Source organism: Bradyrhizobium genosp. SA-3, assembly GCF_004212635.1.
Taxonomy (GTDB): domain Bacteria; phylum Pseudomonadota; class Alphaproteobacteria; order Rhizobiales; family Xanthobacteraceae; genus Bradyrhizobium.
Genome location: NZ_PSRT01000093.1, coordinates 1 through 19279, shown reverse-complemented (window position 1 = coordinate 19279; position 19279 = coordinate 1). Strand labels below are relative to the sequence as shown.

14 protein-coding genes and 3 pseudogenes are annotated in these 19279 nt (G+C 58.7%); 5 read left to right on the top strand and 12 right to left on the bottom strand.

Annotated features, from left to right (window positions below; genetic code table 11):
* Positions 1-178: 178 nt before the first annotated feature.
* Positions 179-352, bottom strand: a pseudogene (locus CWO91_RS44575) (IS3 family transposase); the annotation flags it as partial.
* Between the two features lie 134 nt (positions 353-486).
* Between CWO91_RS44575 and CWO91_RS28225 the strand changes: the two are divergent.
* Both CWO91_RS28225 and CWO91_RS28220 read left to right on the top strand, forming a co-directional pair.
* Positions 487-2028, top strand: a pseudogene (locus CWO91_RS28225) (alpha-N-arabinofuranosidase).
* 393 nt (positions 2029-2421) lie between these two features.
* On the top strand, positions 2422-2721 hold the full coding sequence (locus tag CWO91_RS28220) for a hypothetical protein (protein WP_091898706.1): 300 nt from the start codon (positions 2422-2424) through the stop codon (positions 2719-2721).
* Positions 2722-3519: 798 nt separating this feature from the next.
* Here the strand turns inward: CWO91_RS28220 and CWO91_RS28215 are convergent.
* The 3 genes from CWO91_RS28215 to CWO91_RS28205 all read right to left on the bottom strand — a co-directional run bounded on the left by CWO91_RS28215 (position 3520) and on the right by CWO91_RS28205 (position 6825).
* Positions 3520-3792: a hypothetical protein gene (locus CWO91_RS28215; protein ID WP_130218209.1), complete on the bottom strand. Its 273-nt coding sequence runs from the start codon at positions 3790-3792 to the stop codon at positions 3520-3522.
* Between the two features lie 337 nt (positions 3793-4129).
* Positions 4130-5503: a M16 family metallopeptidase gene (locus CWO91_RS28210; protein ID WP_165405758.1), complete on the bottom strand. Its 1374-nt coding sequence runs from the start codon at positions 5501-5503 to the stop codon at positions 4130-4132.
* On the bottom strand, positions 5500-6825 hold the full coding sequence (locus CWO91_RS28205) for a M16 family metallopeptidase (protein WP_245471398.1): 1326 nt from the start codon (positions 6823-6825) through the stop codon (positions 5500-5502). The genes CWO91_RS28210 and CWO91_RS28205 overlap by 4 nt, the downstream gene beginning before the upstream one ends.
* Here CWO91_RS28205 and CWO91_RS44565 point away from each other — a divergent pair.
* Entirely contained in the window at positions 6824-7150 is a 327-nt protein-coding gene (locus tag CWO91_RS44565; RefSeq protein ID WP_245471397.1) for a hypothetical protein, read from the top strand. The two genes, CWO91_RS28205 and CWO91_RS44565, sit on opposite strands and share 2 nt — an antisense overlap.
* Before the next feature lie 432 nt (positions 7151-7582).
* Here the strand turns inward: CWO91_RS44565 and CWO91_RS28200 are convergent.
* A pseudogene (locus CWO91_RS28200) lies at positions 7583-8546 on the bottom strand (type IV secretory system conjugative DNA transfer family protein); the annotation flags it as partial.
* Positions 8547-8951: 405 nt separating this feature from the next.
* Here CWO91_RS28200 and CWO91_RS28195 point away from each other — a divergent pair.
* Positions 8952-10610: an outer membrane protein gene (locus CWO91_RS28195; RefSeq protein WP_165405757.1), complete on the top strand. Its 1659-nt coding sequence runs from the start codon at positions 8952-8954 to the stop codon at positions 10608-10610.
* 661 nt (positions 10611-11271) lie between these two features.
* Positions 11272-12939, top strand: a complete 1668-nt coding sequence (locus CWO91_RS28190; protein WP_130218205.1) for an acyl-CoA dehydrogenase family protein — start codon at positions 11272-11274, stop codon at positions 12937-12939.
* 3 nt (positions 12940-12942) lie between these two features.
* On the opposite strand, the gene CWO91_RS28185 is transcribed toward CWO91_RS28190, so the two are convergent.
* The 7 genes from CWO91_RS28185 to CWO91_RS28155 all read right to left on the bottom strand — a co-directional run.
* Entirely contained in the window at positions 12943-13236 is a 294-nt protein-coding gene (locus tag CWO91_RS28185) for a hypothetical protein (RefSeq protein WP_130218203.1), read from the bottom strand.
* 185 nt (positions 13237-13421) lie between these two features.
* Positions 13422-14159 carry a hypothetical protein gene (locus CWO91_RS28180; RefSeq protein ID WP_245471395.1) on the bottom strand — a complete coding sequence of 246 codons (738 nt, stop codon included), beginning with the start codon at positions 14157-14159 and terminating at the stop codon, positions 13422-13424.
* Entirely contained in the window at positions 14156-15331 is a 1176-nt protein-coding gene (gene alr, locus CWO91_RS28175; RefSeq protein WP_245471394.1) for an alanine racemase, read from the bottom strand. Before alr ends, CWO91_RS28180 begins: the two co-directional genes overlap by 4 nt.
* Before the next feature lie 11 nt (positions 15332-15342).
* Positions 15343-16422, bottom strand: coding sequence for an NAD(P)/FAD-dependent oxidoreductase (locus CWO91_RS28170; protein WP_130218199.1), 1080 nt, complete (start codon positions 16420-16422; stop codon positions 15343-15345).
* Entirely contained in the window at positions 16419-16760 is a 342-nt protein-coding gene (locus CWO91_RS28165) for a cupin domain-containing protein (RefSeq protein WP_130218197.1), read from the bottom strand. Before CWO91_RS28165 ends, CWO91_RS28170 begins: the two co-directional genes overlap by 4 nt.
* A gap of 55 nt (positions 16761-16815) precedes the next feature.
* Positions 16816-18126, bottom strand: coding sequence for a lysine N(6)-hydroxylase/L-ornithine N(5)-oxygenase family protein (locus CWO91_RS28160; RefSeq protein ID WP_130218195.1), 1311 nt, complete (start codon positions 18124-18126; stop codon positions 16816-16818).
* A gap of 24 nt (positions 18127-18150) precedes the next feature.
* Positions 18151-19279: MFS transporter (locus tag CWO91_RS28155; RefSeq protein WP_130218193.1), on the bottom strand; the 1129-nt coding region annotated here is incomplete at its 5' end.

Genomic DNA, 19279 nt, shown 5'->3' with positions numbered 1-19279 from the left:
GGCTTCGGGCGAGCTTGCAACCGTCGATAGCCCTTGCGAGCCTGGATGGGCAGACGGCGCCGAGAGCCCCAAAGGCCAACCATTGGCCTATCCGTACGAGCGGCGGTCGGGCCCAGACCTAATTTGCTTGGTTTGACTTTTCCTGCGGCGACAGGGCCTCCGCCAAGGTAAAAACGGACCAGCAATTGTCGTTTGGCTTGCCGCGCTGCGAGAAGTCCGGCGAGACGCCGCGCTGGTAAGCCCGCAGGTCAAGATTGCGCGACCCGAACTCGCTGCCCTGATCGACGCGGATCGTCGTCGGAGATCCGACTTCCTTGCAGGCTCTTTCCAGTCCACGACGTCGCTGCCGCGGAAGGCTCGCGCTCCGCAAATCCTAGATGCGGATCGGCTTAATGGAGTTTTCTCCGTGCAAACGGCACGAATCTTGATTCGTTTCTTTCGCACACCTTCGTAACCGTCATCAGCCTCAGGCCACCCGAGAAGAACATGAGAAAAGCCAAAGTTCTGATCGACCGCGACTTCACCATTGGTCACACGGACCCTCGTCTGTTTGGTGCTTTCATCGAACATCTGGGCCGATGCGTCTATGGTGGCATCTACGAGCCCGGCCATCCGAGCGCAGACGAGAGAGGTTTTCGGAAGGACGTGCTGGCGCTGGTGAAGGAGCTCGGCCCGACCCTCGTTCGATATCCTGGCGGCAATTTTGTCTCCGGATACAATTGGGAGGACGGCGTTGGGCCACTGGAGACGAGGCCTGCGCGCCTCGACTTGGCCTGGTTCAGCACCTAGCCGAACAGCTTCGGCACCAATGAATTCATGGACTGGTGCAGGGCCGCCGATGTCGCGCCGATGATGGCCGTCAATCTGGGGACCCGCGGCGGCGACGCTGCTCGCAATCTGGTCGAATACTGCAACCATCCCGGGGGAACTGCGTGGTCGGAGCTCCGCCGCAAGCACGGCTGGCAGACGCCCCATGGGATCAAGCTGTGGTGCCTCGGCAATGAGATGGACGGGCCCTGGCAGATAGAGCAAAAGAGCGCCGCCGCTTACGGGGCAGTTGCAAGAGAGGCGGCCAAGATGATGCGGTGGGTGGACCCTACCATCGAGCTTGCGGCGTGCGGCTCATCGTTGCGCAACATGCCTAGCTTTGGCCAATGGGAAGAAACGGTCCTCGAACACACCTTCGATTACGTCGACTACATTTCAATCCATACTTATCTCGAGAATTACAGTCAGGACACCGCATCGTTTCTCGCGAGCACCGACCTGATGGACAGCTTCATCGATGAGGTCGTCGTCCTAGCTGATGCGGTTGCGGCCAAGCGGCGCTCCAAAAAGCGTCTTATGCTGAGCTTCGACGAATGGAACGTCTGGTATCGAACGCGCAACGAGGTTGCCCCGGTGGTGGACCGCTGGCCAGTGGCACCACCCATCCTTGAGGAAATCTATACGATGGAGGACGCGCTCGCCTTCGGCGGCGCCTGCATTTCCCTGCTAAATCACGCCGATCGGGTGAAAGTTGCCTGCCTGGCGCAACTCGTGAACGTCATCGCGCCGATCATGACCAAGGCAGGCGCAGGTGCGTGGCGCCAAACCATCTTCTTTCCTTTTGCGCATATGAGCCGCTTTGGTCGGGGCAGGATTTTGCGCGCACAAGTCGAGTCGGAGGCTTACTGTGCGTCGCACAACAATCCTGACGGTAGACCGGCCGAGACCTTTCCAGTGCCTGACGTGCCGTATCTCAAAATAGCGGCAGTCGCCGAACAAGGCGGCGGCTTGTCGCTCTTTCTGCTCAATCGTGATCTGAAGCAGGAGATGGACGTGAGCGTCGAGGCTAGAAGCTTCGGTCCCCTGACAGTTCACGAGCGGCTCGAGCTCCGGCACGATGATCTGATGGCAGCAAATACCGAGAATACGCCGGACAAGGTCAAGCCGGCGCCCTTGCAAAGCGTGGCCTTTGACCGCGGGAGGTTGCAGGCGAGGCTCAAGCCGGCGTCATGGAATGTGGTCTACCTGGCGGCAGACTGAGAAGATGAAGGGGCTCGCGAAGGCAGCGCGCCAAAGGATCAATCACCATCGCGGTTTAGGTTCTTTCTTGAGCATGATTTCCGCGAAACCGAGCCAAGTTTCCTTTTGTCCGCCGCCATAGAAAAGGCGAGCCTCTTGGATTGATCCGAAGGTGAGACTAAGCAAAGCACCGCCACGTCGCCCTCCGCACGTTGCCGTGCGGGTTGCGTGTCGCCGCATATGCGGTGGGCATTTCCGCGAAATTGCCCCGAAATCCCTACACGATGACCACACGAAGCAGATTGATGCACCCTTCGCCATTCGCACCATCTTATGCGATGCGATCGGTCCGGTGCATGCGAATGGCGGGAAGTCACCGAATCGTCTCATCGCGAAGCAATCCAGGAGATTTGGATGAACTTAGTGAAAACCTCTGCCATCGCATGCGCCCTTTCGGCCTTGCTTGTCGGCCCTGTCCTCGCGCAAGCACTTCCTTCCGAGTCCACGAAGCCCCACAGCGGCTTGCAAGGCAAGAAAACACAGGGCACCAAGATCGATGATGAGGTTTTGAGCGCGCACCCCGGCTCCGTGGGCGGAAAGGTGGGCATAAAATCAACTAAGGGGACTAAGGGTACGACCGGCACCACCGGCACGGCCCCGTCCAAAGCAATTATTGACGATTCGGCAAATGGTGGCAGCGCCGACACCGACTGAAGCCAGCGCGTACGCCCCACAAAGCTCTGGTTGGCAACTGTGGCTGAGGTTTTCTGCGAACAGCGGCCACGGTGAAGCGTTAGCATCCGATTCAAATCGTTCGGGATTTGCGAGAGCTGTTTGTGGCGAAACAGTCCGGCCTCCTTTCGGAGGCCGGGCGGAAGTCTGACGCTCGTTCGGCGTTCTCAAGATGAACGTGCTCTCAAAGAATTCTTAACGTCGGCGCCGTCGGGATCGGCCCAATCGCCGCTTTGCAATGTCGAAGTTGCGAGACTGGCCAGCTTTCGGCAATCGTAAGGCCGCCAGATCCACTTGAGGTCTGCGATGATGGGGTCAATTTCAAGTGGCGGCGTACCTCGCGCGTGATCGCGCCGAACAACCCGCGCTTCTGGCCGGAGATGAGGGCGCGGCGGAATTTTCGCGTTATGGCCGCGGGATATAATCGCGACCTGTGTGCCAAATAGCTGGTCGCAATCCGTCTGCCGATCGGCACTTTCGAAAAAACGCCCGAGCGTGACGACGCCGCAGTTCGGAGCAAGATCCCGCGACTTGTAGAAAAGAACGCCTCTTTTTAGCGTAATGGGGGCACATGTGCGGCGGAAAAACCCTGGCACCACGAGAGCCTGGGAACTTTACCTCTCCGGAATGCGCCGGTTCGAGAGGTCCGCAAGTCTAGGGTCAGCTTATCAATGACCGAAATGGCGGAAAACTCTCGGCCCACAGGTTTGCCCTCGAGCACTGCTTGAGCTGCATAACTAAAGCGGCCTGCGGGCTCGTGAAAAGGTTCAACGAACTCTTCTAAGCTTTGGTGATCGGCCTGATCCGGCGCAGCAGCGAATTGGCATATTCCTCGCGCTCGCGCATGAAGCGCTCTTGGTGCGCTTTGAAGCTCTCGACCCGCTTCCTAATTTGATCGCGTTCGCTGCCACCATAGTCGGGCAGGCTGACGCGATCCCGCTCGATGACTTCTTTCAGTTGAGGCCGGGGCTGCCCGATCTCCACCTTCAGCGATCCGGCGAAAGCCATCGCTTCAGCGACGAGCGCATCGAGTTCGCTCTTCCAATTCTGCATTGACGCTCTCCCGCGGAGTACGGCCCGCTACACAAGCCGCGACGTGGCCCGGACGCTAGTCGCGACAAAGGGCAGCCCAATCCTCATCCGCTTCTCCTTGAAGGAGGCGCCGACGATACTGCCGGCGGCCCTCCGGGTTCAAAATGCTCATTGTCAACAAATGCAGTCTAGCCCCGTGCCAGCGATCCTCTAGAGCCAAAATGCATCGTCTCCTTGTTTTGCCGTTGAGAACGCTACGCGGCGCGACGCGGTTTCCGCTGGGCCGCGAAGCGCCACATATCTTACAGATGGGAGGTGCCGAACTCGACTTATGGAGCTCTGCTGGCCATGAGGCACTTCAGTCCGACTTCGGCGGGGTCGCTGCGGCGGGCTGCGCGGCCGCCTGGGGTGCCCGGCCGACGACGACGGTAAGGAGGCCCTGACCCCACAGGCGTTTGGCAGCCTGCTTGGCGTCGTCCATCGTCACGGCATCGATGATGGCGTTGCGCTTCTCGATATAGCCGATCGGCAGCTTGTCCTCCTGATACTGCAACAGCTCCTGCGCGAGCTTGGAGGAAGAGTCGAGCGCCAGCATCTGCGAGCCCTTGAGGTAGGACTTGGCCTCATCGAGCTCCTTCTGTGTCGGGCCCTCCTCGGCGATGCGGCGGACTTCCTTCTCGATGGCGTCGATGGTGTCGCCGGCGCGGTCGGCGCGCGTGCCGGTATTGCCGATGAACAGCGCCGAATGCTCCATCCACAGCAGCGATTCGTACACGGAATAGGCCAGCCCGCGCTTCTCGCGGACCTCGCGATAGAGCCGGGAGGACAATCCACCACCGCCGAGGATGTGGTTGACGACATAGGCCGCCATGAAGTTGGGATCGCTGCGCTTCACGCCGGGGCCACCGAAGGTGATCACGGTCTGCGGCACGTCGAGCGTCACGAAGGCGCGTTGCGGCGGCTTTGCGGCCTCGACGTCGGGGACCGGCGTGAGGTTGGCCTTGGCGGGGAGGCTACCAAAGGTGTGGTCGAGCAGCTTGCCGAGCGTGGTCGGATCGACGTCGCCGACCACCGCGATCTTCAGCCCATCCTTGGCGAGCACGCGGCCGACATAGTCCTTCAAGTCGGCGACCGTGATGGTGGGCACGTTATCGAGGTTGCCGTTGGTCTGCTGGCCGTACGGGTGATCGCCGAAGGCGACCTCGAGGAACTTGCGGCTCGCCAGCGATGTCGGATTGGTGGTCTCGCGGCGCAGTCCCGAGATGACCTGCGAGCGGATGCGCTCGACATCGGCGGTGTCGAAATGCGGCGAGGTCAAAGCCATCCGTAGCAGGTCGAAGGCCTCGTCCTTGTTGTCGCGCAACATGCGCAGGCTGCCGCGGAGGGTGTCGCGGGTGGCGTTGAAGGAGAGCTCGATGGCGCGGCGGTCGAGCCGTTCATGGAAGGTCTTGGAGTCGAGATCGCCGGAGCCCTCGTCGAGGAGGTCGCCGACGAGGTTGGAGACGCCCGACTTGTCCTTGGGATCCTGCGCCGAGCCGCCGGCGAAGGAATATTCCATGGCGATCAGCGGCACGGTTGCGTCCTGCACGAACCAGGCTTCGATGCCGCCCGGCGAGATCAGGTGCTGGATCTTGGCGGCCGCCTGCGAGGGCGAGATGGACGCCAAGGAGAGCGTCACGGAGGTCACGACGGAGAGCGCGATGCCGCGCATGCGGAGGAACGGATAGGTCACGAACGCTTCTCCTCGCGCTTGGCGGTGGCGGTGGCGGTATCCTTGATCAGGTAGCCGGTGACCGAGCGCTTCTTCTCGAGCCATTTTTGCGCGGCGGCGCGCACCTGTTCGGCGGTGACGGCGCGGATGCGATCAGGCCAGCTGCGGATGTCCTCGGTGGACAGGCCTATCGTCAACGCTCTGCCATACAAGCTCGCCAACACCGCCTGATCGTCTTGGGCGTAGATTGCCCGGGCGATGAGCTGGGTCTTGACCCGCTCGAGATCCTCGGCGCCAATCGGCTTCTTTACGATGTCCGCGATGACGTCGTCGATCACCTGCTCGACCTCCGCGAAGCTGACACCCTGCTTGGGCGAGGCCGAGATCGAGAACTCGCTCGGGTCGAGCGAGATGTCCCAATAGCTGGCGCTGGCCGAGACCGCGAGCGGTTTGTCGACGACGAGTGCGCGGTAAAGATAAGAGTTGTAGTCCCTGCCCATCAGTTGCGCGAGCACGTGAAGCGCGGCGCTCTCGCCGGCTGCGGCGGTCATCGCCGAGGGCACCACATAATGGCGGTGCACGCTGGGCTGCTCGACGCGCGGATCCGACAGCGTAACGGTGCGCGGAGCGGCCGGCTCCGGCTCCTGCGGACGGATGCGTTGCGCGGGGATCGCCGGCTGTGCCGGGATCGGACCGAAATTGCGCTCGACCAGCGGGCGTACGTCCGCGACCTCGACGTCGCCGGCGATCACCAGGATCGCGTTGTTCGGCGCATAGAAGCGGCGGTAGAAAGCCAGGGCATCCTCGCGATCCAATTTTTCGATCTCTTGCCGCCAACCGATGATCGGCCGTCCATAGGGGTGATTGAGGTAGAGTGCCCTCTGAATTTGCTCGCTCAGCCGCGCCGCGGGACTGTTGGCAACGCGCATGTTGCGTTCTTCGAGCACGACGTCGCGCTCGGGCAGCACGTTGTCGTCCTTGAGCACGAGCCCGGTCATGCGATCGGCCTCGAATTTCATCATGGTCGGCAACTGCTCGCGCAGCACCTGCTGATAGTAGTTGGTGTAGTCGACCGAGGTTGAGGCGTTCTCGTTGCCTCCGGTGCGATGCACCGTCTGGGAGAATTCGCCGACCGGATGCTTCGAGGTGCCCTTGAACATCAGGTGCTCGAGGAAATGTGCAAGCCCCGATTTGCCCGCCGTCTCGTCAGCGGAGCCTACCTTGTACCAGATCATCTGCGTCACCACCGGTGTGCGATGGTCCGGGATCACGACCACCTGCAGGCCGTTGTCAAGCGTAAAGCTGGAGAGCCTCACGGAGCTCGAAGGAGCCTCGGCTGACATGCCATCTGTCAAGAAGGCGCAGGTCAGGACCAACGCTAGAAAGCACGCGACCGATCGAGATGAAGATGTCGGCAGCCTTGACAGCACTCGAACTGGAACGAAAGCACGGTGGGGCGGGTGGTTGGACGCGGCATTGTTATCGGCATGGTTCATCCGCCGCTGGAGTGGCACGAGTTTTTGCAAGCTCCATTGCAGTTGTTTCTGGATGAGGAATGAGATCATGATCAATGTCATCTATCTGCTGCTCCATTCTTTGGATATCGCCGCGCTTGCTCGAGGGTATTATCCTGGTCCGGCGGCGTCGCCGGCCAACCCAAAGCATTAGTCGTGCCAAGAAGGAACTCTTTGAATTACAACTTGGCCGCCCAAAGCAGCCTGTTCGCATCTTCACACATCGTCGCACCTCGGACACGGTGCGCGCGCTTTGCAACAAGTCTGGCTATCGAGAGGTCTCTTGCTTGCGGAGCGGGGTTGGACCCGCCTAGCGCTCGCAGTTGAGCGACAGATCATTTTCGTTCGTTGGTGCTGCGCGTATGTCCGCGCTATGCCGAACAGCCACGGAGTGGCGGTGAACATGATTTAAATGCCATATGTCAGTAAGCCTCCGAGGGAAGACGCTTTGCGGCGGGCTGGCCCGATGGTTGAGAACTGTACGTATGGACTGCCCATACGATCCGTTCGCTGAATCGGCTTGAAGTGGTCGATACAAATAGACCGACATCTGAGCTTTCTTCTTCGCGACCATGCCTGCCTCACAATCCGAGATCGTCGCCGGGACCTGGACATGACAGTTGTCGAGGATCGAGTTGTTTGGCCCGTAGACCTTCTTGATCTGGTTCAGCGACTGGGCGATCAGAAAACTCTTGATGCCGTAACCAGCCATGAAGGCGAGCGCCGACTCAAGGAAATCGAGCCGGCCGAGCGCCAGGAAGTCGTCGAGCATCAGGAGGAGCCGGCGCCGCCTGGCCTTGGCCTGGAGATGCTCGGTCAGGCGGCGGCCGATCTGGTTGAGGATCAGCCGGATCAGCCGCTTGGTGCGGTTGATGTCCGATGGCGGTACGACGAGGTACAGCGTGGTCGCTCGGTCTCCGCCGACGATGTCACTGATCCGCCAGTCGCAGCGTCGCGTCACCTCGGCCACCACGGGATCTCGATAGAGGCTGAGGACCGACATCGCGGTGCTCAGGACACCGGAGCGCTCGTTGCCGGACTTGTTCAGCAGTTCGCGCGCGGCGGAGGCAACGACCGGATGGACGCCGGCCTCGCCGAGATGCGCGGTCAGCATCATCGCCGCAAGCGTCGATTCGATCGGCCGCTTGGGATCGGACAGGAAGGCTGCGACGCCGGCGAGCGTCTTGTCCTCCTCGGCGTAGAGGACGTGGAGAATCGCGCCAACCAGGAGCGTGTGACTGGTCTTCTCCCAATGGTTTCGCTTCTCGAGGCTGCCTTTCGGGGTCGACGAGGATGTCGGCAATGTTCTGGACATCGCGCACCTCCCGCTCGCCGTGCCTAACCTCCAGCAACGGGTTGTAGGCTGATGACTTCGCATTGGTCGGATCGAAGAGAAGTACGCGGCCGTGCCGGGCACGGAAGCGCTGCCAGTTCTCGCCCTTGATGTCGTGTGCGATCGCAGATCCTGGCCAAGTCAGCAGCGACGGGATGACGAGGCCGACGCCTTTGCCGCTCCGGGTCTGCGCGAAGCACAAGATATGCTCCGGTTCGGAGGGCAGAATGCGCGAGCGGCGCGTCCGCGCGACCACTCCACGACAGATGCACGTCGCGCATTAGAGCCTACCTTGCAAATTATTCGGCGATGAAGGGACTGTCGGAAGCTCCGATTGTAAAACTTGAGACAATTAGTCAGCAAGATGACGCAACAAATCGACGAAATTCCTGCAAAAACATACGAATTCAGTTCGGCACGCGGGTTGCTTCCTTCGGTGCATCATCACCTAACGCAGTGCGGTGATTTTCGGAGCGGATCTGGCGCGCGTTACCGCGAGTGTCAGTCTGCTCCGACTATTTGCCGTGCGGCGATATCTTAGGAAGCCGGTGTGGACCGGGAAAGTGCAGGGTCTTTGATGAAATCGAGAGTTCTTCTGTTGGGTGCCACGACAATTGCAGTCATGGCCAGCGATGCGGCCAACGCGCGCCTTGAGCCAGAACCGAAGCTGCCGCTGGTCGTATGGAACTGGTCGGGTGGCTATATCGGCGGACACGTCGGCGGTGGGTACGGCCGAACCTCCTTCAGCAATCCCTACGGTCCATCGATCTATGGCGGTATCGTGGAAAGCCCGGCATTTCTTGCGGGTGGCCAGATCGGCTACAATTGGCAGAACAGCAGCTGGGTGTTTGGCGTCGAACTGGATGCCAGCGGTGTCGTTTCCGAAGGCACAAATACCTGCCTCGCTCATTCGGGCCTGGTTGTGAGCGCAAACTGCATCGCAGGTCCCAACCTCTTCGCCACCGGGACTGGCCGAATTGGTTACGCCTTTGGCGCACTCGGCCACACGCTGGCGTATCTCAAGGGAGGCGTAGCCTGGCAAAACAATAGAGGCGATGTCGTCAACAACTTTGAAGCCGGCTACGTGCCTCAGGAGAAAACCCATTTCGACTATGGTCGTCTCGGTGGCGTCATCGGGCTGGGCATCGAGCAAGCGATTGCGCCTGCATGGTCGGTGAACGTCGAGTATGACTATCTGCACTTTGGCGGACCGGGCGTCGCGACGGCTTCGACAGTGCAGTTTCCGCCGTTTGCGATTCTGCCGGCGAACACAACCAGCCTGTCCAGCAACTACCACATCGGAAGGATTGGCCTTAACTACCATTTCGACGCCGACCTAAACGGCGCAGAATGGTCTAATGCTCCGCTCTACACGAAGGCACCCACGAGCGTGCAGCCCATCCCCTACGCGCCCGGCTGGTCATTCGAAGGCGGCTCGCGGCTCTGGCTCAGCCGGGGAAGATTCCAGTGGGATCACAGCGCAGCGGACCAAGACCAAGATCCCGGCTTGCTGATATCAAGGCTCACGTATCATGGACTGGACGGGTTCTCCGGGGAGTTATTTGGCCGTGTTGACAGTCCCTTGGGAGTGTTCCTGAAGAGCAACCTTGGTATCGGGGGCTTCAACAAAGGGAAAGTTAACGATGAAGATTGGGTACCCCACAAGGGACGGTCCTACCAGAACACCCTTTCAGGTCAGACAAATGGAAGGTTCACATATTACACAGCCGACGTCGGTTACGATTTCCTGCGCAGCACCAACTACAAAGTCGGTGGATTCATAGGCTGGACCTATTACGGCCAGAGCTCGGACTCGATCGGTTGCGTTGAGTTCGCTAATCCGCGGCATCGATGTCTGAAGCCGGGTGACAACAGGATCGTTGGCAGCGAGGATACTCAATGGAATGCACCTCGGATCGGCCTGAGCGCCGAAACCATGCTGACCGAGCGTTGGCGCTTGAACGCTGATGTCGCTTACCTGCCCTGGACTGATTTCATCGGGCGAGACAATCACCTCCTGCGTCCCGAGACCACGTTCACGGAACAACGCGGCAATGGTGGCGGCGGCGTCCAGCTTGAAGGCGTGCTGTCCTACTTCGTCACCAGCAACATCAGCGTCGGCTTTGGTGGCCGCTATTGGGCCATGTGGACCAAAAGGGACGCCGGGTCCATGCACTGCGGTAACGGCTGCATCGAGCACTCGCCCTCATTTGCGAAGTACAGTATGGAGCGCTGGGGTACATTCTTTCAGGCCTCATACAAGTTCGACTCAAAGACTTGATCTTGGCCAGCTCGAGACTCCCTCTCGAGCCATCCGAAGCTTCTGGCGAGCATCGACGTGGGCGCAATAGCACCCCGGAATCGACTGGCCGGTGCCGCTGCGGTCCTGCATCGTGCATCAGAGCTGTTTCGCGGCGAGGTGGGGCGACCGGAGCTCTAGCTCTTCCCTCGCTGGCACGGCCATCGTCGACCGCCGCGCGGCGGAGGTCCCGAGCAGTCAGATGCAGGATCCACGTCTCCTCGATAAAAACCAACCGCGCGACGTCGATCCCGCCTTGATGTGCTTTCCAGAGGATCCGCCTAGCCTCGCGCTCGATCTCCATACCGTTCCGCCCATCAACGGCCGCTTCATCGCAACGCAGGCCGTCGGGGTATTTCTTGCCACTTCATCGATCATCACAACGCCGATTCCCGGCCATTCAAATGGACCAAGTCCGCCGACGACATCCTCGCTTCCATCTATGTCACGTATCGCCTCGCTATGCTGGCGATCGGTGCATGACGGATCTCTCCCCAGGCGGCTCTCTTTGGGACGAAACACCAATCGACAACCTGAGTGAGTCTTGAGGAGAATGGGAGGTCACTGAAACGAGCGTGCGCCTCCGATAGGTCATATCGACAAGACGCATCTTGATGGGAGCCCGCGCGGCGGCCACAATAAAATGCCGGTCCAGACAGCCTGCTTATACTGCGCTTGCATCCACACTATACCAATGTGTAGCCGAGCTAGCCACGGGGATGAATTGGCACCAAGCGCGGCCGGGATCATTGTGGGCCTTATGGCTATGTACACTCAGGTTTACGCCCAATGCGGGGAGGCGCAGGAACGCACAGCTGAAGGTCGTGCAGCTGCACTATACTCCAGTTTGATCGCTGACCTCAGTCAGCTGAATTTCGCAGACGCGGATGACCGCCGAGCATTCCCTCCGACCCTACACAGCATGTTGGCAAAGCATGGACTGTTCGGGCTCACCACACCAGGAGAGCACGGCGGATTAGCTCTTCCCTTGCAAGAGGCCATCAACCTCATCTCCGCCACTGCATCCTTCGATGTCTCCGCTGCCTCTACGCTCGTTATCCATAACTTCCTGGCCTTGCCCTGCATCGAAGCGGCACCGCACATCCCCGAACAAAAAAATATCATTTGGGGTGCAACACGCGGCGATCTCTGCGCTTTCGCTTTGACGGAGCCTGGAGCTGGCTCTGCCCCGAGGCATATAGAGGCTTCGGCTCTCATGCGCGAAGATAAAGTTCGTATCTCTGGCCGCAAGATCTGGATCGGCCTCGCCGACTGGGCTCGCTGGATCGTTTGCTTTGCGCGCGCGTCTGGTCCCGATGCGAAAGGCCGGCTCGTTGGTGTACTCGTTGACAGGCAGGCTCCAGGCCTAAAGGTCACGCACGAGCATCGCACACTCGGTCTACGTGGCATTATTCAGAATAGTCTGGAGTTCCAGGATGTCGAGGTGCCGAGTGCTTACGTGCTCTCTCGCGATCAAGACGGCTGGGGCGCGGCGGCATCTAGTATGAACCGCGGCCGTATCGGTGTGGCTGCTATGGGTCTTGGAGCGCTTGAGCGCGCTATCCAGGTCGCAGCCTCTTATGCAAGCCATCGTCGACTCGGTAAACTGCGCATGATCGAGAACAGCTACATCGAGCAGTTATTTGGGCAGATGGTGCTGCGGCGGGAAGTCGTGAAGGCGATGCTGGCCGCATCCTGCCGACTTGTTTCAGCGCAGGGCGCCCCTAACGTCCACCTTGCGTCGGCAACGAAGGTTTTGTCCTCGGAGTGGTGCGGCCTTGTCGCTGATCAATGTGTCCAGCTGTTAGGTGGCCGTGGTTACGATGAGGGAACGCCTTTAGCCAAGATCTATCGAGACGCTCGCATCCTCCGCATCTTCGAAGGTCCGACCGAGGCGCTCCTATCACATCTCGGCCGCTGCCTCCTCTCTAAAGCCACGCGTGACGAGATAGCCGATCTCTTTCGGTCTGTTGGTGCGGCATCAGTCCATGCTGCTGCAATTGAGGAACTCTCTGCGCTCAATGAGACAGACGGTGCCGTGCTGATCTATGCGGGTTGGCTCACCACACTGGGACTGGCACAGGCTGTCATGTCCGCTGGTTGCTTCTCGGCCTCAGATTGCGCCGGAGCAGCGGCTGAGCTCGTTAGTTCCGAATTAGCAACTCTCCGTACTCGCGCGCCGGCACGGCAATCTTTCGAACGCCGCAATCGCGCCAGTCAGACTCTGACCACCTTCCTTCAAGACGCGGCCTGTTCGATTCGCTCACCAGTCCTCACAGACGATTACCTCAAATTGGTGCAGTACGTCTGACATCTAGCTCGCGGTCCGGACGTCTTTCCACGTCGTGGTGCCGCGCGCGGCGACGCAGCTGCGGAAAGCCGAGGCGTCGCCGAGCACTGCCGCCTTCTGAATCCGGCAGGCTCTGCTATGAGGCCTTATCCCGAGCTCGCTCCCGGGCAACGCGCCGGCGCTGACGGCGTCCACGTCGGCCGGCGGCCGCAGCAAGGGAGCAGCCGGCACCACCTCCTCGGCCGCTGCGGCTCGACAACGGTGGGCCGCCACCATGAACTTGAGTACGTCCCGCCCCTTGTCGTGATGGCCAGCCACCGTTTCGGGGTCTCAAATGTTCGATACTGACACCACCGTGCTTTTGCGCCCGGCCGCCTGCGATAGGGATCGCGTTTTCCAGATCTTTCTCGTAATACGCCCGAGAAACGCCATGTACCACGCTTGTTCGTACGTCGGCCTAAACAACGACGCCGTGCCGCGCCACACGCAAAAGCCCAAGCCCTTCAGTTTGCCTTACAAGGCGAACAATCTTCAGGAGCGCTCTTTTTGAAATGGAGGAAGTTACAGACGTCATAATACCCCGCTTCATTCAAGCGGAAGCCAAAGGTCGATATGCGGTTCTTCAGAAAGAGCGGATCGAAAGCGAACGCCTGAAAACCGTTGGAGCAGTCCAAGCGGACATAGTCATCGGTACGCACCACACCCTGAACGTTGATGCCGCAAAGATTGTAGTATTCCAGGCGAGCTACGGTTGCCGTCTCGCCAGTTGAAAAGAGCGACAAGGCGAGATCAAAGGGCGCCTGGCACACCCGTGCGAGAAACTCCATTGGCGCATCCATCGTACCAAGAAAATTAAACGGCAATATACAAAGTACCCTTCCGTCATATCGCCGCATTATCTCATCGATCAGCCGCGTTCTTTTGAAGAACTTGTTAGCCTCACAGCGGATAACTGCTCCATTTCCCTTTTTTAGCCGTCGTGCACGAGGTGGGTTTATGTCGATCCCAAGGTAATCATTGTCAGCCTTTTTGACGCCGATGAGGCGATAGCAACTACAACCTACCTCAATGATCAAATCGTATCGGTTCGAGCACAAGAGATCGAGATAGAAGACTCTCTCACAGTCATGGAACTGACGCACCTGAGCGGTGAAGTAGTTCGGACGCATGAGACGCGTCCCTTCGTCGCCCAGATAGATCGCTCGATTGATTTGCCGGGAGTGGAGGGCGGGTGAGTTCACGGGTGCCTCATATCATCTCGTTGGGCTGAAGCATACACCCTATGGCACCGCCGTCCGATCGCGGTGGTCAGTTCGTCGCTCAGCATTTTCGCGGCTGAAGCCACATCCCCAACTGTTTGCTCGGGGCAGATCAGGTCGACCACGGTACCCGGCGGAGTCCAACTCTCGGGCAGATCCGTTACGTCAATAGTAATAAGATCCATCGAAACTAAGCCGACGATTGGCACACGGGTACCACATACGAAGACGTGCCCCCGATTGCCCAGAATACGCGGAAACCCGTCTCCATAACCAATGGACGCTGTAGCGACACGCATCCGCCTCTTCACTGTGTAGGACCTGTGGTATCCGATAGCTTCCCCCTGCTTCACTTCTCGACATTGAATGATTTGCGTTCGCAGACGGACGACTTGCGATGGCTTGAAGTCGGGATCATCGGAGGTCGAGAAGCCGAAAATCCCTCCACCCGATCTTATGAGGTCAAAATGAAATTCACTCCCGGCGAATAGTCCCGCCGAGTTCGATAGTGACAGAATAGCTTTCGGAAACAAATGGGTCAGTTCGCGGAACCGATCTAATTGCTGAAGACTGACCTCATTTCGCAACTCCGCGCAGGCGAGTTGACTCATGAACAGCGCTATAGGCAACTCCGACAGCCCGTTTTCATCGTCGGCGAGTTTCTGCAACTCATCAATAGGAAACCCTAGTCGGGACAAGCCCGTGTCGACATGAATACCCGCTGGCAACGCCCGATTGCGAAGTCGGCAATGCCGAAGCCATGCATCCAATTGTTCCCTGCTATTCAGGATTGGCAATAAATCATGCTGCTCGGCAGTCGGCTCCATACCTGGCATAACGCCGTGAAGCAGGTAGATCCTCGCAGATGATGGCAGCACATCCCGCACGGCGATACCTTCCTCCACGTCGGCTACGAAGAAATGCCTGCAGCCAATGCGAGCGAGAAACGGCGCTATACGCGCCGCGCCGAGACCGTAGGCGTCTGCCTTGACAACTAAGCCGCAAGCGCTGTACGGCGCAAGCGCCTGAAACCTCCGATAATTGGATTCAATGGCGCTGAGATCAACAATCATGGTCGATCTCGAGGTAACGCCATAACCGGTATCTGCAAAATTATGAGAGAGGTTGGCTTCGATACCAATCGTATCCGGCATATGCCTTCCCCTCATGTCGCGCCGACATGTCGAGACGGAGAATACAGGGATCGTACTGCCTCTTCCGCACACGCGGGCCCAAAACGAAACCCGTTACCCGCACCACCACCAATGACATGCAGACCGGCGACATCTCTGGCTGGACGGGAGAACGGGACACCATCGTCAGAATAGCAGTCGCAAAACACGCGCACTGACGCCACCGCGGGAACGTCAGAGGAAAACCATTTTGCCAGTATTGCGGTTGCACGCGCCATATCATCCGAGCTGACGCGCAGCCCATTGATGTCGGGCCTCACATCCCATTCCTGCGAGGTAAAACTGAACAACCAATATCCTTGCTCAATCATGGGAATGAGGAAAGCGTAGTCGTCGAACAAGCCGATCATTGGACAGTTTGGGGTGGGGCGCGCCGCCAGGTGAAGCGCGACGACTTTTTTAACTCGCAATCGCGGTTCGTCTGTAAGATGCCGACGCAATGGTGACTCTGGTAACCAGGGGCCAATTGCGAGGATGGCCCGCCTTGCCGAGAGTTCGCTGTCATGAGAGGTCTGAAGAAGAATATCGCTTGGTCCCTGCCATATCCTTTCAATTGAACTGCCCTCGTAAATCGAAATCCCGACGGTCTTGAGCCTTTGGGCCAGATCCTGAAGAATGGAATCGACTGGGCAGTACGACCCCCGATCCAACGACACGGCCACGTCGGGCGGAACTAGAAACCGCGGCAGCGAGGAAAGTCTCTCGGCCAACGCGAAAGATGTTGAAGGGGTGGTACCGCCCACGCTGCTCCGTCGCGCGAGTTCGTTGGGATCGCGCGTCAACCAAAACACATCACGGTCTCGGCCATTGGGCCAATGGGGATAGACCTCTCGCCAGAATTTCGAACCACGATTGATGAGGCTCCTTTCCTTCTCGTTCCGACAAATGTTGATTTGGATTCCGGGGGCCAACCCACTGGCACCTGCCCCAACGATATCCCGTTCGAAGATGGCGATTCTCTTCTTCGGGCTATCGCTCGCTGCGATGAAGGCGGCAGTGAGCCCCATGACGCCGGCACCAATGACCGCTAAGTCATAGATCCTGTCGGTCATCGGGTTTCTTTCCAGGAGATGGACAAGGCGCTCAGAACTTCGCTGCCGCGGTTTTCCAAATAATGGGTTCGATTTGGTCGCAGAAACACAAGATCCCCTGACTTGACGGCCAACTCACCATCATCGGTCATCACCTGACCGTGGCCGCTCGTGATTCGCCAGATCTCGGTGGAAGGATGGGAATGAGGCGTCGACACCGCGAACGGATCGAGCCGGAATTCGATGAGTTCAACCGGACAAGTGGTCTTGGGATCACCTATTCCCTTGACGTCCTGTATTAGTACACCAGGGCTATAGACCGTTATGTCGCCTAAGGTCATCAGCTGCGCATTCTTCATGATCTACTCCCAATAAGTCCTGCTGGATCGCGGCATGCTGCCGACCGCTCGCCGCTCAACGGGAGCTCTCGACGCCCGTGCTAGTCCACTTGACGACGCCCGTTGCAGGCCCGCAATCGTAAGCCACGCGGCCGATGATCGAGTTGAGCACGGTTGAAGCACGCCAAGGGACTAGGCTGAGATTCGTATCAGCGATGCCGTGTTGAAAGCGTGCGCCGTTCTGTATGTACAAACGACATCTTTCGGGACCGTCAAAACGAGCCGAAAAGTCCTCCTCGACCACGATCTCACGAGAGCCGCCGGGCGCGCTGACAACCGCCAGTCGGCTTGCGATCGGCTCTAGAAACGAAGGGATTTCAGTGCGGTAGCCGGTGGCCAAGACGATAATGTCAGCGACATGTTCTGAGCAAATACCTGTCGTCTGCTGACGTAAGCCCAAGCGAAACGGGCACACGCTGCGCAACTCGTCCGCCGTGGTGTCGACGCGTATTTCCACGTGAGCCGGGTAGGACTCGCGATGGACCTCGCGATCGTAAAGTGCACTGTAGATCGTGCGAAGTGTCGCGGAGTTGACGCCATCGCTCGCCAATGACTGCCGCTCAAGAATTTGATTCCGAGTGGATTCGCTTTGCTCAAAGAACCAGCCGCCATATTGCGGAAAGAACCATTCATTGACGAACGGGCTATCTTCGAGGGCGAATATGTTTGCCCGGCGCGTCACCCAGGTCAGGGCTTCCAGCGGACCGTATGCCCCCCTCAGGAGACGAAGAAATATTTCAGCCCCGCTTTGGCCGCCACCTACGACCACAACACGCTTGCTTGAAAGCTCGCGGCGCTGCACGAGGAGGGTACTGCTGTGAAACACCTCGTTTGGCGGTGCATTCCTGCCCCAATCAGGAATAGACGGGACCCGACCCACGCCCAGCACCGCCGTACTGGTTTGGTAGTTGCGGCGACCAGTTATGACATCGAAGGATTCGTCGCGCAGTTCGACTGCAATAACACGCTCACCGAACTGAACGTTAGCCAGCTTTTCCGCTGCCCATCGCAGATAATCGTCAAATTCACTACGGCTAACACACGCGAGTCCTCGGACGATGGCTTGGTAGATCCGCCGTTTATCATGCAAGTAGGCCAGGAAGCTGTACGCGCTCGTCGGATCCGCGGGTGTTACCAAGTCCTTTAGCGGGCTGGTTTGCATAACGGCACCGTCCAGAAGCAGACCGGGATGCCATCTAAGCGTTTCTGATCTTTCGAGGATTCGCAAAGAGATTTCCGGAATCGGTGCTGCGAGGGCTGCCAAGCTCAGATTAGCCGGCCCTGCACCGATCGCGATTACATCAACGCTGTTGCCGTGCTTCAGCATCCCATGATCCTTGCAAACAGCCGCTCAATGCTTCCGGCCGGTCGAGACGACTTGAGTTGCGAGAAGGACACCATTCGCGACGATCAGCATCATCATGCTGATTAGCAGTTCATCGAAGCTGCTGGCTTTCACGACCTGCCCGGCGATGTATGGAAATCCGAACAGGCCAATGAAATAGGAGAGCGTGAAGACTTGAGAAGCAACGGCAAATGATGTCCCATCCGTACCTGCAATGAAAACAACCATACCGTTCAGAGTCGAATAGCTCAGCCCGTATCCCAGTGAGAACATCGCTGTTCCGAGGATGTAGAGCGCCGCACTACCTGCATTCATGAATAGGATGAATAGCCCGGCGATGGTGCACACCATAAGAAACGCGGCTACGCGTTCGAGACGAAACTTTCCAATTATCGGGGCCACCGCAAACCGCAGGAAGACGGCTGTCAGCGTGAATACAAGAAAGAACGTGTCGGCAGATTGCGACCGCGATGTCGCGTAAAGCGTCTGGAACGTGGAAAGACCGGCGAAAGCGCATGCCCCGAGGCCTATCATGATTATCGGATAGCGCGTGTTCGATTTGAGGGCTTCTAGCACGCCTTCAAGGGTGAGTCGTACAGTTGGCATTTTGATCTGAGGAGCTTGCGCCAGGGCCCTACCGGCGAACTCCAAAAGCATCGCACCAACGAGACATGCAGCCGCGAATAAAGCGTAAACCGCGGTGTAGGAACCAGAACTTTCCGCGACGGTGCGCGCGAGGGGGGCAGCAAGCCCGATGCCCAGCATTTGAGATCCCGAAAGCAAGGTAAGATACTTGATACGAGCATCAGCTCGCACGTGACCCAGGACTTGAAGCGGCGCCAGTATGTAGAAGACTGACCATCCAATGCCAAGAAAAAGCCCGCCGACGTAAGCGAAAAGCGTCAAAGTTTGCGCTGATGCGAAACATATCATCGCCATCGCCATCATCGCTGCGGCAAGGGTGATGGTTCGCATCACGCCCAGTGAGTCCGCGATGCGGCCAGCTACGAGCGAACACAGTATTGTGGCGATCGTACCGGTCGAAATAACGGCTCCGGCTGTCGTGGCGCTTTGTCGAATGGACCGCAGAGCATCCACGAGAAAGAAGCTCGAGCCATAGGATGCGGCCACGCTG